The organism is Cognatiyoonia sp. IB215446, from assembly GCF_033963825.1.
GTDB lineage: Bacteria > Pseudomonadota > Alphaproteobacteria > Rhodobacterales > Rhodobacteraceae > Yoonia.
In genome coordinates, this window is the sequence record NZ_JAXBMD010000001.1 from 826,014 (window position 1) to 849,180 (window position 23,167).

Annotated in this window: 23 protein-coding genes and 1 other RNA gene; 11 read left to right on the forward strand and 13 right to left on the reverse strand. The window is 58.3% G+C overall.

Annotation, left to right across the window (positions count from 1 at the left end; translation table 11 throughout):
• Positions 1-132: 132 nt before the first annotated feature.
• Entirely contained in the window at positions 133-894 is a 762-nt protein-coding gene (locus tag SLH49_RS04200; RefSeq protein WP_320267904.1) for a DUF1013 domain-containing protein, read from the forward strand.
• Positions 895-960: 66 nt separating this feature from the next.
• On the opposite strand, the gene SLH49_RS04205 is transcribed toward SLH49_RS04200, so the two are convergent.
• From SLH49_RS04205 to SLH49_RS04240, 8 genes are all read right to left on the reverse strand, one after another.
• On the reverse strand, positions 961-1,800 hold the full coding sequence (locus SLH49_RS04205; protein ID WP_320267905.1) for a hypothetical protein: 840 nt from the start codon (positions 1,798-1,800) through the stop codon (positions 961-963).
• Positions 1,797-3,101 carry a hypothetical protein gene (locus SLH49_RS04210; protein ID WP_320267906.1) on the reverse strand — a complete coding sequence of 435 codons (1,305 nt, stop codon included), beginning with the start codon at positions 3,099-3,101 and terminating at the stop codon, positions 1,797-1,799. Before SLH49_RS04210 ends, SLH49_RS04205 begins: the two co-directional genes overlap by 4 nt.
• Before the next feature lie 133 nt (positions 3,102-3,234).
• A complete protein-coding gene (gene recR, locus SLH49_RS04215; RefSeq protein ID WP_320267907.1) occupies positions 3,235-3,828 on the reverse strand; it encodes a recombination mediator RecR in 594 nt (197 codons plus the stop codon).
• A gap of 24 nt (positions 3,829-3,852) precedes the next feature.
• Entirely contained in the window at positions 3,853-4,197 is a 345-nt protein-coding gene (locus tag SLH49_RS04220; protein WP_320267908.1) for a YbaB/EbfC family nucleoid-associated protein, read from the reverse strand.
• A 74-nt stretch (positions 4,198-4,271) separates the two neighbouring features.
• Positions 4,272-4,832 carry a hypothetical protein gene (locus SLH49_RS04225; protein ID WP_320267909.1) on the reverse strand — a complete coding sequence of 187 codons (561 nt, stop codon included), beginning with the start codon at positions 4,830-4,832 and terminating at the stop codon, positions 4,272-4,274.
• A gap of 44 nt (positions 4,833-4,876) precedes the next feature.
• Positions 4,877-6,622, reverse strand: coding sequence for a DNA polymerase III subunit gamma/tau (locus tag SLH49_RS04230; RefSeq protein ID WP_320267910.1), 1,746 nt, complete (start codon positions 6,620-6,622; stop codon positions 4,877-4,879).
• A 79-nt stretch (positions 6,623-6,701) separates the two neighbouring features.
• A complete protein-coding gene (locus SLH49_RS04235) occupies positions 6,702-7,109 on the reverse strand; it encodes a CopD family protein (RefSeq protein ID WP_320267911.1) in 408 nt (135 codons plus the stop codon).
• On the reverse strand, positions 7,102-7,431 hold the full coding sequence (locus SLH49_RS04240) for a DUF3817 domain-containing protein (RefSeq protein WP_320267912.1): 330 nt from the start codon (positions 7,429-7,431) through the stop codon (positions 7,102-7,104). Before SLH49_RS04240 ends, SLH49_RS04235 begins: the two co-directional genes overlap by 8 nt.
• A gap of 64 nt (positions 7,432-7,495) precedes the next feature.
• Here SLH49_RS04240 and SLH49_RS04245 point away from each other — a divergent pair, with 64 nt between their 5' ends.
• From SLH49_RS04245 to SLH49_RS04255, 3 genes are all read left to right on the forward strand, one after another.
• Positions 7,496-8,128 (forward strand): TetR/AcrR family transcriptional regulator, encoded by a 633-nt coding sequence (locus SLH49_RS04245; protein WP_320267913.1) that lies wholly within the window; start codon positions 7,496-7,498, stop codon positions 8,126-8,128.
• Between the two features lie 173 nt (positions 8,129-8,301).
• Positions 8,302-9,840: an ankyrin repeat domain-containing protein gene (locus SLH49_RS04250; RefSeq protein ID WP_320267914.1), complete on the forward strand. Its 1,539-nt coding sequence runs from the start codon at positions 8,302-8,304 to the stop codon at positions 9,838-9,840.
• Positions 9,827-10,309 (forward strand): protein-tyrosine phosphatase family protein, encoded by a 483-nt coding sequence (locus tag SLH49_RS04255; RefSeq protein ID WP_320267915.1) that lies wholly within the window; start codon positions 9,827-9,829, stop codon positions 10,307-10,309. The genes SLH49_RS04250 and SLH49_RS04255 overlap by 14 nt, the downstream gene beginning before the upstream one ends.
• Positions 10,310-10,324: 15 nt before the next feature.
• On the opposite strand, the gene rsgA is transcribed toward SLH49_RS04255, so the two are convergent.
• From rsgA to SLH49_RS04270, 3 genes are all read right to left on the reverse strand, one after another.
• A complete protein-coding gene (gene rsgA, locus SLH49_RS04260) occupies positions 10,325-11,356 on the reverse strand; it encodes a ribosome small subunit-dependent GTPase A (protein ID WP_320267916.1) in 1,032 nt (343 codons plus the stop codon).
• Positions 11,357-11,581: 225 nt separating this feature from the next.
• Positions 11,582-11,680, reverse strand: an RNA gene (gene ffs / locus SLH49_RS04265) — signal recognition particle sRNA small type.
• Between the two features lie 39 nt (positions 11,681-11,719).
• Positions 11,720-13,585, reverse strand: coding sequence for a bifunctional 2',3'-cyclic-nucleotide 2'-phosphodiesterase/3'-nucleotidase (locus tag SLH49_RS04270; RefSeq protein ID WP_320267917.1), 1,866 nt, complete (start codon positions 13,583-13,585; stop codon positions 11,720-11,722).
• A 91-nt stretch (positions 13,586-13,676) separates the two neighbouring features.
• On the opposite strand from SLH49_RS04270, the gene nudC reads away from it, so the two are divergent.
• Both nudC and SLH49_RS04280 read left to right on the forward strand, forming a co-directional pair.
• Complete coding sequence (gene nudC, locus SLH49_RS04275) at positions 13,677-14,627, forward strand: NAD(+) diphosphatase (protein WP_320267918.1); 951 nt, start codon at positions 13,677-13,679, stop codon at positions 14,625-14,627.
• A gap of 42 nt (positions 14,628-14,669) precedes the next feature.
• A complete protein-coding gene (locus tag SLH49_RS04280; protein ID WP_320267919.1) occupies positions 14,670-15,134 on the forward strand; it encodes an SRPBCC family protein in 465 nt (154 codons plus the stop codon).
• 9 nt (positions 15,135-15,143) lie between these two features.
• Here SLH49_RS04280 and SLH49_RS04285 read toward each other — a convergent pair whose 3' ends face one another.
• On the reverse strand, positions 15,144-16,754 hold the full coding sequence (locus tag SLH49_RS04285) for a choline dehydrogenase (protein ID WP_320267920.1): 1,611 nt from the start codon (positions 16,752-16,754) through the stop codon (positions 15,144-15,146).
• Between the two features lie 91 nt (positions 16,755-16,845).
• Here SLH49_RS04285 and SLH49_RS04290 point away from each other — a divergent pair, with 91 nt between their 5' ends.
• The 5 genes from SLH49_RS04290 (at position 16,846) to SLH49_RS04310 (ending at position 22,120) form a co-directional block, all read left to right on the forward strand.
• Positions 16,846-18,075: a TRAP transporter substrate-binding protein gene (locus SLH49_RS04290; protein WP_320267921.1), complete on the forward strand. Its 1,230-nt coding sequence runs from the start codon at positions 16,846-16,848 to the stop codon at positions 18,073-18,075.
• 101 nt (positions 18,076-18,176) lie between these two features.
• Positions 18,177-18,839, forward strand: a complete 663-nt coding sequence (locus SLH49_RS04295) for a TRAP transporter small permease (RefSeq protein ID WP_320267922.1) — start codon at positions 18,177-18,179, stop codon at positions 18,837-18,839.
• Positions 18,839-20,197, forward strand: a complete 1,359-nt coding sequence (locus tag SLH49_RS04300; RefSeq protein ID WP_320267923.1) for a TRAP transporter large permease — start codon at positions 18,839-18,841, stop codon at positions 20,195-20,197. The genes SLH49_RS04295 and SLH49_RS04300 overlap by 1 nt, the downstream gene beginning before the upstream one ends.
• Before the next feature lie 9 nt (positions 20,198-20,206).
• A complete protein-coding gene (locus SLH49_RS04305) occupies positions 20,207-20,986 on the forward strand; it encodes an IclR family transcriptional regulator (RefSeq protein ID WP_320267924.1) in 780 nt (259 codons plus the stop codon).
• Between the two features lie 582 nt (positions 20,987-21,568).
• Positions 21,569-22,120: an acyloxyacyl hydrolase gene (locus tag SLH49_RS04310; RefSeq protein ID WP_320267925.1), complete on the forward strand. Its 552-nt coding sequence runs from the start codon at positions 21,569-21,571 to the stop codon at positions 22,118-22,120.
• 300 nt (positions 22,121-22,420) lie between these two features.
• Here SLH49_RS04310 and SLH49_RS04315 read toward each other — a convergent pair whose 3' ends face one another.
• Complete coding sequence (locus SLH49_RS04315) at positions 22,421-23,095, reverse strand: hypothetical protein (protein WP_320267926.1); 675 nt, start codon at positions 23,093-23,095, stop codon at positions 22,421-22,423.
• Positions 23,096-23,167 lie beyond the last annotated feature (72 nt).

The following is a 23,167-nucleotide window of genomic DNA, read 5'->3' on the forward strand; positions in this document are numbered from 1 at the left end:
TTGACCTTTTCTATCGTCACGCACCTCACTATATACGGTTTAAGTTCCTCGACAATGTGAACCCGGCTGCCAGCGCAGTCTGCCCAAGCAAGGGCGCGGGTGACGCTTGTCTGACAGATCAGGAGACAAGGGATGTCTGATAAACCGATTATGGCCAAGGCGACGGCAGTCTGGCTTTGCGACAACACAACGCTGACCTTCAAGCAGATCGCGGATTTCTGTGGCTTTCATGAGCTTGAGGTGCAGGGCATTGCCGATGGGGATGTTGCGACTGGCGTGAAGGGCTTTGACCCGATCGCCAATAAACAACTGACTCAAGAAGAGATCGAAAAGGGTGAGGCGAACCCGCTGCATAAGCTGAAGCTGCTTTATAACCCTGCATCTGCAGGCGAGGAAAAGCGGCGCGGCCCACGCTACACGCCGCTATCCAAGCGGCAGGATCGGCCTGCGTCAATCTACTGGCTGGTTAAGTTCCACCCTGAGCTGACGGACGGTCAGATCTCGAAGCTTGTCGGCACGACTAAGCCCACGATCCAAGCGATCCGCGAACGCACCCATTGGAACATCAACAATATCGACCCGATTGATCCCGTGGCGCTTGGGCTCTGTAAGCAGTCGGAACTGGATGCCGCCGTCCAGAAGGCTAATGCCAAAAAGGCCAAGGAAGGCACCGTGATGTCCGATGATGAGCGGCGGAAGCTCGTTAGCACAGAACAATCGCTTGGCATGCCGGCAGAGCCCAAGATGCCAAGCGCGATGGCTGGACTGGAGACCTTCAGCCTGTCTGATCCACGCGATGACGAGGAGGATGAGACCAAGGATGAACGTGATCTGGCTGATGCGGACAGCTTTTTCAACCTTCCTGACGATGATGGTGAAGACAGCAAGGACTGATCAACGGGATCAGGTCTTCAAAAAGGCGCGGTGCTGCAAGCCAGCGCCTTTTTTCGTGGAGAAGTTTTACAGCCCGGCTGACAGGTCCTGCAGCCGCGTGCCAAGACGCGTGCGATCCAGCGTCGCGGGATTGGCGTAAATCTTGTAGGTCGCGCTCGCGATGAGGCGCTGCGGATTGGTTCCGGCTGGCAAAACCTCCAGATCCGTGATCCACAATTCTTCGATATTCAGTTCGGTCCGTGTCAGGACGCAATTGCCAAATTCGGCGCGTAGGGCATCGCAGATGGCCTGCGCCTGCTGCATCGCCGCGACCCGCGCGGCCTGATCATAGGCCGGGCGTAGATCGCCGCTATGCGGCAGGCGGATACTGCCGGATATCACTTGCCCATCCGACACTTGCGACGGATCGCCCAATACCGCATCGGGGCGAAAACCCAGCTGTCCGGTCAGGACAACTTTCCCCTCGCGGTTGATTGTGGCGCTGCTCGACAGCACGTCGCATCGCCCGCCAAGTGCAGAAAGGACATCCGCGCAATAGCGGCTGAGCTGGGCAGGCGCGCGGGCCTCGGCATAAAGCGGCAGAAAGACAGCGTCCGGTCCGGCCTCGCCCGGGGCCAGCAAGTCGGCAGGATCGATGATCTCGGTGACTGTAACAACACGTTGCGGATTGATCTCGTCCCTTGAGAAAAGCGCGTTGAGCTCGGACCTGTTGCGCAGCCATGCCAGCGGGCTGGTGGGCATCGGCGTGGCCGCCGGAACCTCTGCCGCTCCGTCCAGCATCGCCTCATTGCGCGAGACCTCTTTGTTGACCCACATGCTCATCTGAAAGCCCCATTTGTTCAGGGCAACCATGGGCAATATAACCACCAAGCCGATACAGAATGCCAGAATGCGCAGGCCGGTCATGGCAGGCTCCTTTCCATCACAGGCGGATCAAGCGCGGCCAGATCGCCGCCAATCGCCGCGCGCAGCATGTCCTGGTGCAAGGCTTCGGTCAGGGCTGCGCGTGTTGCGCTGTCGCCTGCGATGATCGTATCGGTGCGCATGACATGCACGCTTTGCCCTTCCATCGGCTGGTAACGGATGGGCACTCTGGGCCGCGGTCCGACAAGCACATGCGCGGCCTTGTCCGGCGCAACCACATGTGCTGTCGCATCGACCCCCAGCGTTTGCGTGTACCAGGCGTTAAAGGCGGCATGCCCCTTGGTGAAGCTCGTGAGCTGGTTGCGGAATAGCTCATTGCCCTCTGCCGCCTTTTGATGCGCGACCCAGTCCGGTGCTGGTTTGCGCCAGGGCCGGATCATGCATTCGCGGATCCTGTCATCGGCGCCAAAACGGTGTGGCTCTACGAAATCGCTCACATGCAGGCCTTCAATCGTCGCCCCGTCCGGCAGATTGGCGACTGCAGGTAACCCTTCAGAGATCAGTGCCACATGCGCAACCCGCACATCCGGCGCCAGATGCAGGTTCCACAGGATGTTGCCGCCCAAGTTCTGCAAGACGACATATTGCGGTGCCGATGTGTCGCTCAGAAAGACATCGATGCTTTCAAACGGACCCGTCACGCGCCCATTGCGCTGTGCAGGTAGCCGGTTCTGTGTGACAGCCTTGACGTTGCGCAGCAGCCGGTCGGCAAGTGCCGTATGCGAGATGGCCTGAAGCGGCGCGGGCAACAAGCCACCTTCAAGCCGCACATTCACAACGTTCTCATCGCGCTGGGGCCGGCGTAGCCGGCACGAAATGTTGCGATCAAACGGAATGATCTCGCCCAACATTGTGTCCGGCGTGGGTAGTGCCACATCGCTCGCGAGGTCCGCCAGGCTGAGCTGATCCGTTTCAAGACTGGCGACAGCAGGCGATGGCAGGAAAGCCCCGATGTAAGAGGCGGGCTCGGGTATTGCGACCGGTTCCGGCTCAGGCTCTTGGGCCGCGACCATCTCGGTTTCATCTACAGGCAACCCAATGACGGCCTTCAGATCATTAGGTAGGGCGAGCGCCGCATGATACCCGCCAAAGGCAACCATGACCGCGATGACAACCCAGATCAGGCCATTGCGTATCGTATGGTCTTCCTGTGGGCGATCATAGGGTGACGGCTCTGGCGCGATCCCAAGTTCGGCGGCAGTTACTGGTTCGCGGGTGCTTCGGGCGTCTTCAATCCGTTGTAGGCGTTCCGAGAAATTGTTGGGTCGTTTATCGTGCGTCATGGAAATCACATGTGTCGTTTGCGATACCATTTCGCTGCCAAGTTGGGCAGTTGATGCCCGAAGTTGTGACAATATCTTGAATTAAGATGAACGCAGGATGAGCGGCGGCGATGCCGGCGTCTTCGGCCCGAGCCTAAAGCGCCTTGCGTGCATTCAGCGCGGCACTGATCGTACCATCGTCGAGATAGTCGAGCTCTCCACCCACCGGTACGCCCTGGGCAAGTGAGGTGACGGTCACGTTCGGCAATTGGTCAGCGATGTAATGGGCGGTCGTCTGCCCGTCGATTGTGGCACCCAGGGCCAGGATCACTTCGGTGACGCTATCGGTTGTGATCCGGTCAATCAGTTTCGGGATGCGCAACTCATCCGGGCCAATTGCATCCAGTGCCGACAATGTACCACCCAGAACGTGATAGCGCCCCTTGAAGACGCCTGCGCGCTCCATCGCCCAGAGATCGGCAACATCCTCCACAACGGCAATCTGCCCATTGGCGCGTTTTTCCGATTGGCAGATATCACAAAGGTCCGACGTCGTGACATTGCCGCAATTGATGCATTCGCGCACTGTGCTGCCCACTTTGTGCATCGCATCCGCAAGCGGCATCAGGACCAGCGCGCGCTTCTTGATCAGATGCAGCACAGCCCGCCGTGCCGAGCGCGGACCCAGACCCGGCAGCTTGGCCATCAGCGCGATCAGGTTGTCGAGGTCTTCGGTCCCGTTGCTCATCTGATGTGCTAGTTCGCTCGCGACCTAGAACGGCAGGTTCACACCCGGCGGCAGGCCCAGGCCTTCAGTGATCTTGGCCATTTCCTGTTGTGAGCGTTCATTGGCTTTTGACTGGGCGTCTTTGATCGCTGCAAGGATAAGGTCTTCGACAACCTCTTTGTCATCGCCGTTGAAGATCGAAGGATCGATATCGAGGCCCTTTAGCTCTCCCTTGGCGGTGGCTGTGGCCTTGACCAGTCCCGCGCCGCTCACGCCTTCGACCGTGATCGTATCGAGGTCCTCCTGCATCTGGGCCATCTTGGCCTGTACTTCCTGCGCCTGCTTCATCATCTTGGCCATGTCGCCAAGCCCGCCTAATCCTTTGAGCATCCCGTTCCTCTCGATCCGCTGTTCACCTGTCTCCGAGATACGGACCGCGAGGGATCAGCGCAAGTCTTGGTCCGTCAGCTTTTGGCCCGGTCACGCGGAACTGACGCGCCGCGCGAGGTATTGTGCGTCGCCACCCCGATCTGCCCCCAGACGGCAACTCTGGGATCGGTTCTGTTGTATTGCGGACCGGCGTTCCAAAGCGTGATGATCTGGCTTTGAAACATCACCTCTTCCGTTGAGTAAGGCGGCGCGGCCTCTTCCCTCGCCGCGAGAATGTCAAAGACCTGCCTTGCGGGCAGTGGCATCAGGTCGGTGCCATCAAGCTGCAACGCGACATTGGGATGTTGCGAAATACCGATGAAGCTCGCCCTGTCATCCGCGCCGAACGCTATTTCTATCGCGTTCTCCACAAAATACAGCGTGTCACTGCTGCCTTGGGGCGTATCCGGCAGATGCTCCTTTGCACCTTCTTCACCCAGGGTCGCGACAAGTGCTGCATGGAGAATTGCGTTGTGATCAACCTCGGAAGACGGCTTTTCGCCATATGTGACCATCGTTGCGACAAGTTCGTCCCGCGTGGCACCTAGCTTGAGCGGCAATGCACCCTCACCGCTCACAAGGCTCAGAACAATCATGTCCGTGTTCTCCAAGATCCTATTTGGATGGCGGGACAAATACCCTAATCATCGTCAAACGGGTCCCATTCCTCGTCGATTTCGGGCAACGCGTCTGCCAGCGCCTCTTGTGCGATATCGGCCTCGCTGCGGATCGCGGTGATCTTGGCCTTCGGGAACGCGGCGATCACGGCCTGTACCAGCGGATGCGCTTCTGCCTCGGCTCGTGTGGCGTTTTGCTTGGCATCGCGGACCTCTGCGATGGTCGGCGCGCCGCCGGGTGCAACACTGATTGCCCAGCGATTGCCGGTCCAGGCCTGCAGCCGCGCGCCGAAGCGCCCGATCAGGTCCGGTGCGGCATTTGCTGTTGGATTGACCTCAATCCGGCCCGGCTGGTAGCTGACCAACCGCAGGCCGTTTTCGACCTCAACCAGCAGTTTGACATCGCGATGGGCGCGGATCAGTTCGACCACATCCTCGAACCTTGCGTAATGCTGAAGCGCGTCGGTGGCCAAGGCGACGGCTGTCTGCGCGCCAGAGGCGGTTGGGCCTGACGGTGTGGCATGGGTCGGGGCAGGGGCCACAGAAACGGCATGCGCGCCGTTGCCCGAAGGTGCCGGACGCGCTGTCGTGGCTTTGGCGGGCGGCGGGGTGGCGTCCTGCAGTTTCTTCACCAACTCGTCGGGGCTGGGCAGGTCGGCCACATGGGTCAGCCGGATCACCGCCATCTCTGCGGCCATCATCGCGTTGGGGGCCATCGCGACCTCTTCCAGCGCTTTCAGCAGCATCTGCCACATCCGCGACAAGACACGCATTGGTAATTCGCTGGCCATGGCCTGCCCCCGGGTGCGTTCATCAGGGCTGATCGTCGGGTCCTCTGCCGCTTCGGGCGTGATCTTGACCACGCTGACCCAATGACAGACTTCAGCCAGATCGCGCAGCACAGCCATCGGATCGGCCCCGTCTGCGTATTGCGCGCTGAGTTCGGTCAGCGCTTCCGCCGCCCGGCCGCGCAGGATCATGTCAAACAGGTCGAGCACCCGGCCTCGGTCGGCTAGCCCAAGCATGGCGCGCACCTGTTCAGCGGTGGTTTCCCCTGCACCATGGCTGATCGCCTGATCGAGGAGCGACTGCGCATCACGGGCGGAGCCTTCCGCGGCGCGGGTGATCAGCGCCAGCGCCTCGTCCGTGATCTCGGCACTTTCAGCATCTGCGATCTTGCGCAAGAGGCCCATCTGCGCCTCTGGTTCGATCCGACGCAGGTCGAACCGTTGGCAGCGGGACAAGACCGTGACGGGCACCTGACGGATTTCGGTAGTGGCGAAGATGAATTTGACGTGCGCGGGCGGCTCTTCCAAAGTCTTCAAAAGCGCGTTGAAGGCGTTCTTCGACAGCATATGCACTTCGTCGATGATGTAGATCTTGTAGCGGCCCGAGGCCGCGCGGTAATGCACACTGTCGATGATCTCGCGAATGTCGCCGACGCCGGTGCGCGAGGCAGCATCCATCTCCATCACATCCACATGGCGGCCTTCCATGATCGCCACGCAATGCTCGCAGACCCCGCAAGGCTCTGTCGTCGGCCCACCGTTGCCATCCGGGCCGATGCAGTTCATTCCCTTCGCGATGATCCGGGCGGTGGTGGTTTTGCCGGTCCCTCGGATGCCGGTCATCATAAACGCCTGGGCAATCCGGTCAGCCGCAAACGCATTCTTCAACGTCCGCACCATCGCGTCTTGCCCCACCAGATCAGCAAAGGTTTCGGGCCGGTATTTACGGGCGAGCACTTGGTAGCTGGGTTGATCGGTCATGGGGGCCTTGGTGTGAATCGCACTGACCGGACCAGCCTAAGGGGCCGCATGGCGGACGTCCACCTTCCACGGCGCATGCTCAGGGTTTGAAAACCGCAAGCCCGATGATGATTGTAAGAAGCGCGATCTGAGCGACGACAAGCCACGTGATCCATGAGGGAGATCGATAGCCCGAATCCGTGGCCAAGCGCCGGAATTGCCCTGAAATCGCGCCATGAACCCCCGATAGGATCAGAACGATGGCGAGCTTGCCAATCATCCAGGGGGCGTCAAACCAATTGCCAAGCGTCATGATGGCGATCCCAAAGATCCAAACGGCAACCAATGCCGGGCTGATCAGCCGCAGATACCATCCGCGAAAGGCCGTCGCCAAGGCTGCCGGGTTTTCCAGGCGGCTGACGGTCAGCAAGATAATCGGCGCCATCAGCATGCCGCCCATCCAGACGACCATGGCCAAAAGGTGCAGCGCTTTGAGCGTGTCATACATCAGCCTGCTCCACCTGTTTTCTGCGCAACAGGCCATCATTCAAGAAGGTCCCGAACGGTATGATCGAGACCACAAGAACACGACCGATCTCGCTCGCGCGCCAGTCGCCGCCAAATACCGTGGCGCTGGCAATGGTCAGATAGGCGATGAACGTCCCGCCATGTAGTGGGCCGATGACAGACACAAAGTCAGGCAGCCCAAAAATCCGCTTGAGCGGGACAGCGACGAAAAGGAGAACAATCAGCGTTGTGCCTTCGACAAAGCCCATCAGCCGCAACCGGCCAATCGGTGTCGTCAGGAATGATGTGATGCCGGGTGTCAATTTCGGTTTCCTCGGGTGCGAATCTATAGTATCCAGTCGTAAACTAAAATGAAGTTGGGTGGCAATGACATATCAGACAAGGCCGAAGGGGCGGCAATCGCAGGAAGTCGCCGATGCAACTCGTGAGGCGATGCTGACGGGTGCGCTTAAGGCATTTTCCGAGAGCGGTTATGAAGCGATGAGCCTGCGCAACACTGCCGATCAGGTCGGTGTCAGCCACGGGCTGTTCCGGCGCCATTTCGGCACGAAAGAGGCATTGTGGCGGGATGCCGTCGATCACGCGCTTGATGCTTATGCGCGCGAATTGGCTCTGGCGACGAGGTGTGCCGGTGGCAATCCGAACATTCGCGACTTGGTCGGCATCATGATTGAGGTGACGGCAGCGCAGCCCATGTTGGTGCGCCTGATGGTGCTTGAGGGGTATCAGAACACACCACGCGCCCAGTACCTTTCAGATGCCTGGCATCGTTTGGGCGGTACCTATGCCGAACTCTATAGGGCCGAAAAATGGGAAGGCGCGCTGAAGCCCTTTGTCTACAGCGACCTCTTTTTGTTTGTCCTGACCGCCGGCATGGTGCCGGTCGCGCTGCCCGGTTTGTCGGAGTCGATCCTTGGGGTGGATATCGGCAAGCCGGCAGAGCGGGCCATTCATATCAAGCGCATTCAGGATGTGCTTTTCCCGGACGAGGCGCGTTAATCTCGTCGCTTGCTCTGTGTGCATGCCCGAGATAGAACGGGCGTGCCGTGTTGGGCGGCACCCAGGTTCGCGGAAAGCGTGATGCACCCAATGACGACCCTGACGGACCCATTGATGGTCTTTCTCATTTGCCCGGATCAGCGAACCGGCGGGTATGCATGGTGAGGAAGCCGATGACTGATCCTTTGGATGCCCTGCGCAGGCAGGCGAAAACCCTTCATAAACACTACGAATCCGGTGACCGTGCGGCGATTGCGCGTGTTGATGCTGTCGGGCCCCGTAAGTCCGGTCCACTGAAACGGGCCGATTTTCTGCATGTGATCGCGCGCGAAAACAGCTTTGCCAGCTGGCCCCAGATGAAAATCGCCGTCGAAACGCAAGGCATGGACCGCGCGGCCAAGCAACAGCGGCTCAAGATAGCGATCTTTCATGGCCAGATTCAGGTGGTGCAGCAATTGATGTGGGACACACCCGATCTTGCAGATGGAAATTTCGGGCTGCAGGTGGCGATGTTCGATCTTGAGGCGGTCCGCGCCACGCTGGCTGCTGATCCAGCGGCAGCAACACGCGCCTATGGTCCGCGCCGTCCGATCCTACATCTGGCCTTTTCCAAGATGCTGCAGGCCTGGCCGGAGCGTGAAGCTGACATGCTGGCCATCGCGAAGCTGTTGCTCAGCCATGGTGCAGATGTGAATGATGGCTTCCCACATGAGCCGGGCAGCGATCATAAACTCTCGGCGCTTTATGGTGCCATTGGGCATGCGGGGAACATCGCTTTGGGTCGCTGGCTGTTGGAGCATGGTGCTGACCCTAACGACAATGAAAGCCTCTATCACGCGACCGAGCTTGGCCATCACGAAGGGCTGAAACTGCTGCTCGCACATGGTGCCGCGCCGAAAGGAACAAATGCGTTGCTGCGCGCCATGGACTTTCACGATGTGGGCGCGGTGCGCATGCTGCTTGATGCCGGAGCGGACCCCAACGAATTTGCCGCTAATGAGGTTGGGGGTGAAGCGCCCTGGGTTGTCCCGGCGTTGTTTCAGGCCGCCCGCCGCCATGCGCGGCCGGAAATGATTGAGCTTTTGCTCGACGCGGGCGCCGATCCGGCGCGTCGCTGGCGTGGGGCGAGCGCTTATGCAGCGGCTTGTGTTTTCGGCAATGATGTCCTGCGGCGCAGGCTTGAAGAACTTGGACCTATGCCAGCGCTCTCGGAAGCTGAGCAGGTGTTGGCGGACTGCGTGCGCGGCCATGTTGAACCGGGGCGTTATCTGGAGATGGACAAGGTGCCGCCTGCCTTTGGGCAAGTGCTCCGCGAAGTGTTGTGGCTGCCGGGGCGGCAGGCGCATGTCGAGGCGCTGATCGCGGTGGGTGTGCCCTGGGATGCGCCTGATACCGAGGGGCTGACACCCGTGCAGGTCGCAGGTTGGGAAGGTCTGCCGGAAATGGTCGCCTATTTTCTGAAACTTGGTCCGGATTTGAGCCACGTGAACGGGTTTGGAGGCACGCTGCTCAGCACCATCATTCATGGGTCCGAGAACTGTCCGGACCGGGCAGAACGCGATTATCTGACCTGTCTGAAACTGGTGTTGGAACACGGAGTGGCCTTGCCAAAACGTGCCGCAGAGCTGGCCGGAGAGCCAGAGGTCGCGGACTTTCTTGCAGACTGGGCGGTGGCACATCCGGGGCAGGTTGTCGAACATGGCGTTGTCTGAGTTCGTTATCAACAGCTTGCCGGTGGGCGGGGGTGAATTGGCGATCACCCCCATCCCCGGGCGCACGCGGCACTACTACACCGACTGGCTGCGCCTGATCGATTGGCAGCCTGCGATGGTGATCTCGATGACTGCGCAGGCCGAGCTGGACCGCAAGGGTGCCGGAACGCTGGGGACTGACTTGGCCAATGAAGGGGTGATGTGGTGGCATTGCCCCGTGCCCGATTTCAACGTGCCGGATGGTACTTGGGATTGGAACGAAGTGCGGACAGACGCGCTGGCGATTCTTGCGCGTGGTGAGCGTGTCCTAGTCCATTGTTTTGGCGGTTGCGGTCGGTCGGGCATGATGTGTCTGCGTCTGATGATCGCGGCGGGCGAGGGGGCTGATGCGGCCCTCGCCCGACTGCGTGCAATACGGCCTTGTGCAGTGGAAACCGAGGCACAATTGGCGTGGGCACAACAGGGCTGAGGTGAGCGCCGGCCCTTATCTTTTCTTCTTGGCCATCGCTGATTTCACCATCTTTCCGAACTTGCGGTGTCTGTCGCGTGATTGTGCAATTGTCTCCGTCGCGTAGGCATTCTCGCGCTTGAGCTTTTTGAACCGCCTCAGGCGCTCCGGATCAATCTCACCCCTTGCGATGGCCGCTTGCACGGCGCAGCCCGGCTCGCTTTCGTGCTGGCAGTCGCGAAATTTGCAATGTTGCGCCAGTTCCGTGATCTCCGGGAAAGTCGCATCGATACCAAATTCAACTTCCGCTACGCCCAACCCACGCATGCCGGGCGTGTCGATCAGCCACCCGCCCGTGGGGATATGGTGGAGCGACCGGCCCGTGGTCGTGTGCCGTCCGCGCGCATCGTCTTCGCGGATATCCTGGGTCAGCGCCTGCCCGCCGGTCAGGGCATTGGCGATGGTCGTCTTGCCAACACCCGATGACCCGGCAAAGGCAATGGTTTGGCCCTTGCCGCTCCACGGAGCCAGCGCCTTAGCAACATCATCGCCTTTCGCATTGATCGCCAGCACCTCCAGATCGCGCCCAAGTTTGCGCGCCTCGTCGATGTAGTGATCGGGGTCGTCGCATTTGTCTGCCTTGGTGAGAACGATGACCGGCGTGATCATCGCATCATGCGCGAGTGCGAGATACCGCTCCAGCCGCGCAACATTGAAGTCGTTGTTGCAGGAGGATGTGATGAAGAGCGTGTCGATATTCGCGGCAATCAGTTGCTTTTCGCCGCTGTGGTATTCGGTGCCGCGGCTGAGTTCTGTTTTGCGGTCCAGCACACGCACCAGCCGGTGCTGTGCGGGGGCAGCCAATACCCAGTCACCCACAGCCACTGCCGCAGTGGTGATGCCAGGATCAAGTGTCAGGACTAGTGGCCCAACTTCGGAAAGCGCATTCACCCGGTCACGGTGAACGGTCGTGATCCGGGCAGGGGTGAGTGTCTCCAGCTCTTCAATCTCAAGCTGGGACATATAGAAGGGCGACCAGCCAAGGGCGTCGCGTGTCAGGTCTGTCAATGAAGTGTCCTCGTCAAAGGCGATGGGGTGGCTGACATATTCATGTCAGCGTCGACCGGACGAGGTAACGGAAAAGCCTTCAGCGCACCCGGACCGGGAGGGAAAAACGCACAATCATCTTTGTCCTCCTTTTTTACGAAGGGCTGCGGCGGTGAGCCCGACTCAGCCAAATCGCTGCGCGATTTCACTCTGTCGGGTTCACAATTTGCTAACGCAAATCATGAATGGTGAGAGGCTGGACAACGACCCAAGCGGGGCTCGTTATGGCTGCTTCCTTCCGGACCTGACCAGGTTGGCGAGGCGCTCGCCCGCGCCAACCTCTCAAAACGACATATAAGCGGCAGCGTAGAGCAGCGCAAGACGTCACAAAACAAGCGCGAAGCGGTCAAACCCATCGGGCCCTGACCCCAGATACCTCATTTGATCAGTCATGAATGGCCGGGCTTTGGGTGATGATAGGAACATCGCATTGGTTTCTGGCAGATGTTTGAACGTCCATGTAGGTCGGATTTCTGGCGCAACAGTTTTACGTTCATGCAGATGAGCAACCAGAATGTCGCGCGCGGATTCTGTGGATCGATAGACAATCGCATCCTCGGCCACCGCCGGATAGTTGCCGCCACCGAACGCGCGATAGCTGTTGGCAACCAGAATAAGAGGGTCACCGTCCCTGACCGGGCGATCTTGATAAGTCAGACGTGTGATCCTTCCCGTTTGTGTCGCTGTGTTCGATGGGCGGCTTGCAGGTTGGCTAAGGTCGATCTCATAATGCAGGCCGTCAAGCACATCGTAGTCGTAGCCGGGGCTATGAGGGGCGAGCAGCATCTGATCGCTTTGCCCCGGTGTGAGCTGTGCATAATGCGCTGCCGCGCGTTCCAACCAAGTGCGCAGATAGGCTCCGGTGCACCTGAAGGCGCAGATTGCATTTGCGAATGGATAAACCGCGGCAGCATCGCGCAGTGTCAACGGACCGGGTTTAAGATCAATGTAGTGCCCAGGCCCCGCATGGCCGCCGAACATGAAAGGTGCCGTCACACTGATGATCGGCAGAGCGGCATATGGGCCACCAGCCAGCGCGATCTCTACATGTGCCCGTTGCGCATCCGCCAGAATCTGCTGGCTCAGATCGGGGAGAATTGTGGCAAAGTAGGTGTGGATGGGCGTTGTTATAGTTGCGATGGGCTGCTCAATATGTGCCAGCGTGGCTGCGTGGCTCTCTCGCAAACCAGCGAGAAAAGGCTTGTGCAGCTTGTGCGTCGCCTCTTTCGGGGTGAGCCCAGTGACGAGCGACGCCTGATGCGTGCCGACGGACCATTTCGCCCCGTCAAAGCTCAGCTCAAGATCGATTACTCCAAGATGGCTGCCATAGAACCCGGCCTTAACTGCAGGTTTGCCGTGCAAGGTTCCGGCGACGGGGTTCACAATCTTTGATGATGGTCTTGTGGGGTCAGGAAATGTTTCATGCGTGTGCCCGGTCAGTACGACATCCAACCCATCAAGAGCTGCCAGAGGGATGGCGGCGTTTTCCATGCCATCGCTGTGGCTCTCGGGGCCGATGCCGGAATGACATAAAGCGACGACCAGATCAGCACCTGCCGCCTTGATCTGCGGCACCAGCCGCTCTGCACAGGTGACGATATCCTCGGTTTGTACCTGACCGGCGAGCTTGTCGCGATCCCATTGCGTGATTTGTGGCGTGACAAATCCGATCACCCCAACCCTGATGATACGCTCCTGCCCGTCGCTGCATATGAGCGTTCGCTTGAGAAGGGTATAATCCTTTGCCAACGGGGGGCCTTGCAGCAGGTCAATGTTGGCGCACACGATTGGGCAAAGCGCATCTGCAAGGATGTGCCGCAAGAAGCCAATTCCATAATTGAACTCGTGATTCCCAAGCGTGACGGCATCGTAGTTGAGCGTATTAAACGCGTTGATCATCGGATGCGGGCGACCGTGTTCAGGATGTGTGGCAAGATAATCGGCAAGAGGATTGCCCTGGGCAAAATCGCCATTGTCAAAGAGCAGGGTAGTAACCCCTTCTTCGTGCCGGAGCGCCTCGATCTGCTCAATCAGCCGGATCAGCCCGTATTGTGGGGCTGTGCGGGCGGCGAAATAGTCGTAATCCAAAAGATGCATGTGCAAATCTGTCGTCTCCAGAATCCGAAGCCGTGCATGGGTCGCGTTGTGCGAAGATCCGACGTCCAATAGGTCGGCGTGATTTGCTAACATGTCGCAACCATAACGAGAAATCCGTGTCCGGCCACCTGTCCTTTTAGCAGAAGCGTTTGAATCCCGGCAGTTACCGTGCCATTGCAACACCATGAAGATTGCGGAAACGGTTACTTTTGGTGGTGCAGCGCTCAATCGTGCGACAGAGCGTCGCGCAGAAATTGATCAGCTCATTGCCGATCCCGCAGCCAAGACAATTCTGCAGTGGCGCGGAAAACCGATGGTTGCGAACGGTACTCTGGTGCAGGTTCCGCTCGACCATCCTGTATTGGATGACGCTAGCCGCGAACGGGTCTTGTTGTGCAACGCGGACACCGGGCCGGTTCTGGCGACAGATATGTCGGATTGGACGCCGCCAGACGGTGACGCGGCAGACCTTAACAGCTTTCTGGACCGCACCCAGCAACATCACCCATCCGTTCCGAACGCGGTCTTTGCCGAGCTGCGCGGGATCATGACCCAGCTTTCACCGGCGGATGCAGAACTTGCGGTGACGGCAAAGGCGGTCCTTGGCTGGCACCAGACGCATCGGTTCTGTGCCGTCTGTGGGCATGAAAGCGTCATGGCCATGGCTGGGTGGCAACGCGATTGCCCGGCCTGCGGCCATCATCACTTCCCCCGCACCGACCCGGTTGTGATCATGTTGATCACGTACGGTAATGCGGTGCTGGTCGGGCGCTCTCCCGGTTGGCCAGAGGGGATGTATTCGCTCCTTGCCGGTTTCGCCGAGCCGGGGGAAACGGTCGAGGCCGCTGTGCGCCGCGAAGTGTTCGAAGAGGTTGGCGTGCGGGTGGGGCCGGTGCGATATCTCGCCAGCCAGCCCTGGCCGTTTCCGGCATCCCTGATGCTGGGCTGCGCGGGTGAAGCCCTTGGCACGGAATTGACGATTGATCCAAACGAGATTGAGGACGCGCTGTGGGTCAGCCGTGAAGAGATGGCACAGGCCTTTGCGGGCACGCATCCGAAGATCCTGCCTGCCCGCAAGGGGGCTATCGCGCATTTCTTGCTCCGTGCATGGCTGGCCGATAGGCTGGATGAGTGACGGGCACGCGGTCATCATTACTCTAACTAAAAGACGGTTCGTATGAAATTCAGTACGCGCGAAGACATCGAAGCCCCCATTGCCTTTGTCTTCGATCGTGCAAGTGATTTCGATGCCTTGGAAAAGCGGGGACGCCAATATGGTGCCGAGATCAGCCGCAACGGTGATGGGCCAGCGCAAGTCGGGATGGCTTGGGATGCCGTGTTCGAATTTCGCGGGCGCAACCGGCAGATGCAGGTGAAATTGACGCAGTTCACTCCGCCGGAGGCTTACATCTTTGAAACGGAGATGAATGGACTGACGGCCGTTTCAGATGTGACATTGGTATCGCTCTCACCTAGCCGGACGCGTCTTGCCATCGGGATCGATCTGCGCGCGCATACCTTGACGGCGCGGCTACTTCTACAATCGATGAAGCTGGCAAAGACGAAGCTGACCAAGCGGTTCAAAGCGCGCGTGCGCGACTATGCCGAAGACATTGAAGAGGCGTATCGCGCCCAAACCTGAGCGTTGCACCTAAAGGTCTTCGAGGATCATATCAGACGCTTTTTCACCGATCATGATGGCCGGGGCGTTTGTATTGCCCGACACGATCTCTGGCATGATGGAGCAATCCGCCACCCGCAAACCGGTGATCCCGTGAACCCGTAGCCGTTCATCGACGACTGCGTCCTTGCCCTGGCCCATTTTACAGGTGCCGGTGGGATGATAGATGGATGCGGTGTTGTTGCGCGCCCAATCCAGCGTGCCTTCGTAATCCTCCATATCCAGGGACGGGTGTGGACGGAATTCCTCGGATATCTTTGAGCTGAGCGGTGCATGTCTTGCGATTTTGCGTGCGACATTCACACCGGCGACAATGGTCTGGCAGTCGGTCTCAGTGGATAGATAATTGGGGACAATCTTCGGATAGGTCCTTGGCGCGTTATTTTGTAGCCGAATCTCGCCCTTGCTTTCGGGCCGCAACTGGCAAACCGACATCGTGAAGGCCGAAAACTTGTCGGCACCCTTGCCCGGGTTCTCGGCTGAAAGCGGTTGGACATGAAACTGGATATCCGGGGTTGCGACATCGGGTCGGGTTTTCATGAAGCCGGTGGCAAGGCTTGCCGCCATGGTCATCGGCCCTGCGCGGAACATCAGGTATTTCAACCCGATGCGTGCCTGCCCGTAAAGCGATGAGACCTCATCGTTCAGGGTTGGTTCGTTGCATTTGTAGACCAGTCGCGCTTGCAGATGGTCCTGCAGGTTCTTGCCGACGCCTGTGAGTTCATTGACAACGTCAATTCCATGTTCGGCCAGATGTGCCGCCTCGCCAAGACCGGACAGCATCAGGATCTGGGGCGAATTGATCGCACCGCCCGACAGGATAATTTCCTTGCGCGCCGTGATCGTCTGCTGGCGACCTTGGCGGTCGGTATAGGTGACAGCCGTCGCCTTCTTGTCTGTGATCGCCACTTTTTCGACCAGCGCATGGGTGATGATCTGCAGGTTCTCGCGCGATTTCACCGGGTTGAGATACGCGACGGCAGCGCTGCAGCGCCGCCCGTTCCTTGCCGTGAGCTGGAAAAAACCCACGCCTTCCTGATCGGCACCATTGTAGTCGGGATTGAATTTGTAGCCAGCGGCTTGCGCTGCGGCGACCCATGCATCCGTGATGGGGCGCTGGATGCGCATGTTGGATACGGAAAGCGGCCCTGCATTGCCATGATACTCGTCGGCCCCGCGTTCGTTGTTCTCAGCCCGCTTGAAAAGCGGCAGCACATCATCCCAGCCCCAGCCGGTATTTCCCATCTGCCGCCAGCGATCATAGTCCTGAGACTGGCCACGCACATAAAGCAGACCGTTCAGCGATGATGACCCGCCGAGTACCTTGCCACGAGGCCATTCGATAGACCGTCCGTTGAGGCCCGGATCGGGCTCTGTCTTGTAGCACCAATCGACTTTTGGGTTATGGATCGTCTTGAAATACCCGACCGGAATGTGAATCCACGGATTCGTATCCTTGCCGCCAGCCTCAAGTAAAATGACCTTGTGGGCCGGATTCGCACTGAGCCTGTTGGCCACAACGCATCCCGCAGACCCCGCACCAACAACGATAAAATCAGCTTCCACTGCACGTTTCTCCATCAAAGTGAAAAAATACTATGCAGAATGGAAAGACTATACTAGGCTTTTTTGAAACGAAAAGTCTCAATAATTTTCAATATGGGAGGAACACATGAAAATTGGAGATAAGCTGAGCCATATTTCGCGCAGGGACCTGTTCAAGGTCGCTGGTCAGTACGGGATGAGCTCGACCTTGCTTGCTGCAGGAACCTTTGGTGGCGCGATGAGCGTAGCCAACCTCGCAGCAGCGGCAGAATCGTCTTACGAGAAGCGTTTCGCGAACGAGCCGAAATACACGCTCAAGATGGGTGCGGCCGGTTTCAACCAGCGTAACCTGCTGGTCGAACGGGCTGGCGTGCTGGAGTTTTTGCGTGACCTTGAAAGCCGCACGGATGGGGAGATCCGGGTGGAATTCATTGGTGACAACCAGATCTGCAACCAGTTGTCCTGCGTTGAAAAGACCCAGCAGGGAATCGTGGACATGTATGCAGCCTCCACGCAGAACTCGGCTGGTGGCGCGCCCTATCTGAACGTGCTCGACTACGCGTATATGTTCCGCAGCCGGGCTGACCAGTATTACTTCCTTTACAGTCCAAAAAGCCAGGAAGTGCTGCGCGATCCGTTCGAAAAGATGCACGGGCTGAAGTTCCTGTTCAGCCATGCGGAATTGCGTGGCATCCAGCTGGGTCTGTCCTGGCAGGATCGTGAAACTGTTACGAGTATTGAGCAGTTGGCCGGAACGAAGAACCGCGTGACGGGCACGCAGCTGGGCCGCATTGCCATGCAGGCGCTCAACCTCAACCCTGTGCCGATTGCGTGGGAGGAAACGCTTGACGGTCTCAAGCAGGGTCTGATCGACGGCGCGGAAACATGGGCGTCAGCCGTGGCCTACGCCAACATGTCGCCGGTTGTGTCGCAATGTGTCGACCTGCGTTTCTTCTGCGGGACAGAGCATACCGCGATGTCGGCATCTGTCTTTGACAGCATGGAAGGCTATTTGCAGGACGCGATCATGGAATCGGCTTATCTGGCGCAGGTTCACGTACAGGCCGCAAACGAGGCCGCACTCGTGAACACCGTCGGCTTCTCAACGCCACAACTGCCAGACACGATCTTTGCACAAAACAACGTGCGCATCGCCAATCTGTCAGATGCCGAAATCAAGAAGGCCGAGGAAATGTGCTCGCCCGAATTCCAGCCTGCGCTGTGGGAGCAGTGGCGTGAGCGGATCAACGGCTGGGCCGGTGGCATCGACACATATCAGGAAATCTATGACGAGGTTCGGACCAATCCGCACACACTTGCGGAAAATGTTGAACCACGCCGTTGGTGGAAAGCCTGATCCTGTTCTAGTCTGGGACAAGCCAGCCCGGAAACTCTGGGCTGGCTTTTTGTCACTACGCCGGTTGACCCGGCCCGATATGGACGGGGGAGGCCATATCCATGCTCAGCGAATTTTTCGGCATCTTCAGTGCCTTGGCGGATCAGGACGCCTTTATGATCCGCACCGCCTTGCGCAGTGATGGCGCCTGGTTGTTTGGTGGATTTCTTACCATTGTTGGCGGCCTGATCGTCATGTTCGTTTACAAGACGGTGCCGTTTATCGACCGCCATCTTGAAAAGACCATTATGGTGTGGAGTTATCTGGCGATTGCCTACATCATCTTCATGGGCGTGATCGACCGCTTCATTTTCAATGATCAACAGCCCTGGTCGACGACGATACCCCCGTTTTTGTTCATGATCATGGCGTGGTTTGGTGCGGCCTATAACGTGCGGCTGCGCACGCATCTGAGTTTCAGCGAATTCCGCAGCAGAATGCCGCGCGTGGGCCAGATGATGTGTCTGGTGCTTGATGCGATCCTGTGGCTGGGTCTGGCTGTTATTGTGGTGACAACGACATTGCGTCTTACCGCCAATTCGGCGGCGAACTTCCAGATTGTTCTGGGAACGGACGACACCATGCAATGGTGGTTTATCGCAACGATTCCCGTGGCCTTTGTCCTTCTCGCAGGTCGCGTCTTTGAGAATCTGTCAGATGATTTCCGCCGCTGGCGCAATGATGAGCCGTTAATTGAACAGGCCGTGATCGGGGGGGATGTGTGATGGATACCGGAACCTGGGTCACGCTGATTTCACTTGGCGTCACGTTCTTTTTCATGATGGGCGTGCCGGTGCTCCTGGTCATCGCTTATTGGGTCATCGGCTGTTCGTTTGTGCTGGGCCTGACACTCGACAATATGGGGTCAGAGCTGCTCAACGTCTTTAACAAGGGCTTTGCTTTGCTGGCGATGCCGCTTTTCATTCTGACCGGTGACCTTATCAACCGGTCGGGTATCGCGCGGCGGTTATCGGACTTTGCCTATTCCTGTCTGGGCTGGCTGCGCGGTGGTCTGGCGATGGCATCGATCGGGGCCTGCGGCCTGTTCGCCGCGATTTCCGGGTCGAACTCGGCCACGACAGCCACAATCGGGTCAATGCTACATCCGGAGATGACAAAAGGCGGTTATGACGAACGCTTCTCTGCCGCCACGGCAGCGGCAGGTGGTACTGTCGGGATCATCATTCCTCCGTCCATCATCTTCATCGTCTACGGTTTCCTGATGAACCTGCCGATCTCGGATCTGTTCATTTCGGGCATTCTGCCGGGCGCGTTGATGGTCTTTGGCATGCAATTTGCCTGCTGGATCATCTGCCGCATCAATGGCTGGGGTTATCTGATCCCACTGCAACTGAACCGAGTCCTGAAGACTGCATTTGGGGCCTGGCTTGGCTTTTTTGCGATCGGTCTGGTTCTCTGGGGCATCTACACGGGCAAGTTTTCACCAACCGAGGCCGCGGGCGTGACCGTCGGTTTCTGCATCATCGCAGGGCTTGTCAGCTATCCGCTGAACAAGATCATGGGCAGCGACAAGGATAAACCGGTTGAGCAAAAAGGTTGGTCCGAGATGTTCGTTGTTGAGGGTTTCAAGGTCTGGGAGATTCCGTCAATCGTTGTCAGGTCAGCCCAGATTTCGGGCATCCTCGCGCCGCTGATTGCCATTTCCGTGGTGATGCAGCAGATCCTGTCGCTCTTGGGTGCGCAGGCCGTGATCGGGGATTTCGTGACATCAATGGGGGGGTATTATGCCGTGTTGTTTACGGCAATGGTAATCGTCTTCTTCTCTGGCATGATCCTTGAAAGCCTGCCGGTGACGATCATTTTGGCCCCGATTTTGGCCCCAATTGCGGTTTCCGCAGGTGTTGATCCGATCCACTTTGCCGTGATCTTCCTTGTGGGCGCATCCATCGGGTTCATCACGCCACCTTATGGTCTGAACCTTTATGTGGCGTCCGGGGTGACAGGCGTTCCGTATTTCCGGTTGCTTCGCTACATTGTGCCCTATCTGATCGCGTTGATCACGGTATGGTTTATTGTGGCGATGGTGCCTGCAACAGCATTGGCGCTTCTGCCGAACAGGTAAAAGATGGCCATGGCAGAGAATGATGTCGCGGGAAGCACGGCGCAAATCCCCACTAACCTCCGGCTTTTGATTCTGCTGGAGGAGGTGGCGAAGGCCGGTGTCCCCGTGACACCATCTGTGGTGAATGAAAATCTCGGCTTGCCGAAACCCACGATCCACCGGCTTTTTGCCACGGCAGAGGCTGAGGGTTTCCTGCAGCGCGACATTGACGGACGATCCTACAGTCCAGGGCGCCGGATGCGGATATTGGCCACCAACACGTTGTCGTCCGAGCGGGTGCGCACGGTTCGGTTGGCGGTGCTCAAGGCGCTGGCAATGTCTGTGGGCGAGACCTGCAACATCGCAATCCCGGAAAGGGATGGGATGTTCTACCTCGACCGGGTGGAAACCCATTGGCCGCTGCGGATCCAGCTGCCTGTCGGTACGCAGGTGCCATTTCATTGCACGGCAAGCGGGAAGATGTATCTGTCCACTTTGCGGACGGATTATCTGGATCGGTTCCTGCGCAACTATGTGCTGGAACGCCAGACGGTCCATACGATTACGGCGACCGACGATCTTTACGACGAGTTGTCGAAGATTCGCGACCGCGGCTATGCAACCGACGATCAGGAATTCATGGCCGGCATGACGGCCATCGCCGTACCCATTCTGGATGACCGCGGGCGGCTTCTATCGACATTGTCGATCCACGCCCCGGAGCAGCGACGTGATGTCGGTGAACTGGTTGATCATCTGCCGGAACTGCAGCGCGCAGCGGCAGAGCTGACAGAGATCGTCGGGCGTTAGGTCTTATTGTTCCGGTTAGGCCTGACGGTATGGCAACTGCGGACCCGGAGATGGTGAGACTTGTTTTTGGGGTAATGTCAGTAATGAGCCCGAAGTGGTCGGTGCTGCGTGGTGCCCGAACGGCAGCGACGCTGCCCAAAGCGAACACGACAGAATTGCAAACTCGGATCAGTCTGCAGCGCTTGGACGCTCCAGTTTTTCCGGCGATAAGGCTGATCCGATGTTGCGCCAGTGGCCCGAATTGCCGACCGTCAACTAGCGGGTTGATAGAGAGCTATCGTGTATGGTCAATTTCAATCCGCCTCGGCCGCGCAGGCGTTGTCAGACTAGCGGCGCTGTACCAAACCATCACGAAAATGCCCGTTGTGGCGGCTACTGACGCCCTGTAGCCTGCCTTTATGTTGCGGTCACACAAGATGTAAGCTGATAGGTCAAAAGCGATTTCTTGGGGAGATTACGCAGGGCATTTCGTTTAGCTGCGCTGTTGCAGACAGATATGCGCCCTAGGGTCCTGACCCCAGTTTTATCTCGCCCTATTATATCTTTCGGAAGTCTCAACCCGGCCACACAAAATAGGATGACATGATGGACAGTAGTACACTTGGACTAATCTGGTGGATGACAAGTGTGGCAGATATGACGTTGAATGATTGCCCCAACGGGTGCCTGACGACCGAAAGGCAAGACCCACAGCTATTTTATCAGTTCGGACAACTGCAATCTGATGAATTTGAGGACGCGAATGAGTTCTACCTTGGCTATGACAGCCATCGTCGACGCGGGCCCTTTCGCCCCACTTATGGTCTTTCGCTCACAACTGATGGGGCTGCATGGTTCGGGATCGGCGGGAAATGGAGCAGCCAATACGTTTACGACACCCCATTGTTCATCGAAACCTCGCTGATGCCTGGTTTTTACAGGCAAGGTGACGGCGCTGATCTTGATGGCGTTCTGCAATTTCGAGCGGGACTTGGTATTGGCTATACGTTTGACAACGGCAGTAACCTGACGATCACCTACGACAGCATGGCCAATGCAGATTTTTTCGACGACATCCCGAGCCGCGAAACGATCGCCATCCGTTGGACGACCAACTGGGAGGGGCCAAGCCTTCGTTCAAGACTGGGTTGGTGAGGGCGACACCTGAGACAGGCAGCCTCGTCCTTCGACCGTCATGCCAGGCGCACTGGGTCGCTGTTGTAGGTCATATCGGCAATCTTCACCTTTGATGCAGACGCTGGCCCTCGCAGCATATGGTGGTCGAGAGGTTCATCCAAAGTCTCTTTTCGGCTGGCTTCAGCCATTTTCAGAGAGGCCACGAATGACGGACATGTTCCGCAAGGCCGACCTATCCAGAGCGTTGAAGGCGCTCAACTTGCTGAACAGATGGACCGAAAGTGATTTGCGCGACCCTCGTGCTGTGGAGGTACCACTCTAAACTGTGGTCGTGTGCGACGCGGTCATGATCCCGAAGCCGCCGACGGCGATCAGGCTGAGGGCCCAGACGATGTCTAGATTGAACCACGTGCGTGACAGAAATTTCAGGCCCAGCCAGAAATACATTACAGCAGCCAGCAAACCGCCCGCAAATGTCATGGCCGCCGTGTGGATGGCCGCGACGATGAAGGCCATTCCGACATTGTTTGTCATCAGGTCCTCAGCGGCCTGATGTCCCGCATCCAACGTGCCGGGTGCACAGAGCCCCAGAAAGATCGGCACCAGCATCAGGCCCGCGCCATGTGCCATGGCCGCAAGAAAGGACCAAAGCGCCAGCCTAGACGGCGGCACCCGTGCCAGGAACCTGGGATGCCTGCGGTTGATCAGCAGGTAAATACCCAGCCCGATCACCAAGAGCCCCGCGCCCATGCGGATCTGGCCCTCGTAATAGACCAGCGTCACCATCAGCGAAAACGGCAGCAGGATCGCGCACATGGCAATGAAATGGCCAACCGCCAGCGCCACAAGCGCGCCGGGCAAGGCAGAGGTTTTCCGTTCCATTAGTGCCGCGGAAACCGCTAGCGGCCACCCCATGCCGGGGTTCAGCCCGTGATAGAGGCCAGAGACGATCACCGCCCACCACAGGGCGGCAGGAGTGATCAGTTCAGCCATGAGAGATGGCCTTTGATTTGCGCGACACTGCCCTTCGACGCGCATAGGGGAAGAGGCCCCGGATCATGCCCG

Coding starts and splice junctions, on each gene's coding strand:
- SLH49_RS04200 (WP_320267904.1), top strand. CDS start 133: ATGTCTGATAAACCGATTATGGCCAAGGCGACGGCAGTCTGGCTTTGC.
- SLH49_RS04205 (WP_320267905.1), bottom strand. CDS start 1,800: ATGACCGGCCTGCGCATTCTGGCATTCTGTATCGGCTTGGTGGTTATA.
- SLH49_RS04210 (WP_320267906.1), bottom strand. CDS start 3,101: ATGACGCACGATAAACGACCCAACAATTTCTCGGAACGCCTACAACGG.
- recR (WP_320267907.1), bottom strand. CDS start 3,828: ATGAGCAACGGGACCGAAGACCTCGACAACCTGATCGCGCTGATGGCC.
- SLH49_RS04220 (WP_320267908.1), bottom strand. CDS start 4,197: ATGCTCAAAGGATTAGGCGGGCTTGGCGACATGGCCAAGATGATGAAG.
- SLH49_RS04225 (WP_320267909.1), bottom strand. CDS start 4,832: ATGATTGTTCTGAGCCTTGTGAGCGGTGAGGGTGCATTGCCGCTCAAG.
- SLH49_RS04230 (WP_320267910.1), bottom strand. CDS start 6,622: ATGACCGATCAACCCAGCTACCAAGTGCTCGCCCGTAAATACCGGCCC.
- SLH49_RS04235 (WP_320267911.1), bottom strand. CDS start 7,109: ATGTATGACACGCTCAAAGCGCTGCACCTTTTGGCCATGGTCGTCTGG.
- SLH49_RS04245 (WP_320267913.1), top strand. CDS start 7,496: ATGACATATCAGACAAGGCCGAAGGGGCGGCAATCGCAGGAAGTCGCC.
- SLH49_RS04250 (WP_320267914.1), top strand. CDS start 8,302: ATGACTGATCCTTTGGATGCCCTGCGCAGGCAGGCGAAAACCCTTCAT.
- SLH49_RS04255 (WP_320267915.1), top strand. CDS start 9,827: ATGGCGTTGTCTGAGTTCGTTATCAACAGCTTGCCGGTGGGCGGGGGT.
- SLH49_RS04270 (WP_320267917.1), bottom strand. CDS start 13,585: ATGTTAGCAAATCACGCCGACCTATTGGACGTCGGATCTTCGCACAAC.
- nudC (WP_320267918.1), top strand. CDS start 13,677: ATGAAGATTGCGGAAACGGTTACTTTTGGTGGTGCAGCGCTCAATCGT.
- SLH49_RS04280 (WP_320267919.1), top strand. CDS start 14,670: ATGAAATTCAGTACGCGCGAAGACATCGAAGCCCCCATTGCCTTTGTC.
- SLH49_RS04285 (WP_320267920.1), bottom strand. CDS start 16,754: ATGGAGAAACGTGCAGTGGAAGCTGATTTTATCGTTGTTGGTGCGGGG.
- SLH49_RS04290 (WP_320267921.1), top strand. CDS start 16,846: ATGAAAATTGGAGATAAGCTGAGCCATATTTCGCGCAGGGACCTGTTC.
- SLH49_RS04295 (WP_320267922.1), top strand. CDS start 18,177: ATGCTCAGCGAATTTTTCGGCATCTTCAGTGCCTTGGCGGATCAGGAC.
- SLH49_RS04300 (WP_320267923.1), top strand. CDS start 18,839: ATGGATACCGGAACCTGGGTCACGCTGATTTCACTTGGCGTCACGTTC.
- SLH49_RS04305 (WP_320267924.1), top strand. CDS start 20,207: ATGGCAGAGAATGATGTCGCGGGAAGCACGGCGCAAATCCCCACTAAC.
- SLH49_RS04310 (WP_320267925.1), top strand. CDS start 21,569: ATGATGGACAGTAGTACACTTGGACTAATCTGGTGGATGACAAGTGTG.
- SLH49_RS04315 (WP_320267926.1), bottom strand. CDS start 23,095: ATGGCTGAACTGATCACTCCTGCCGCCCTGTGGTGGGCGGTGATCGTC.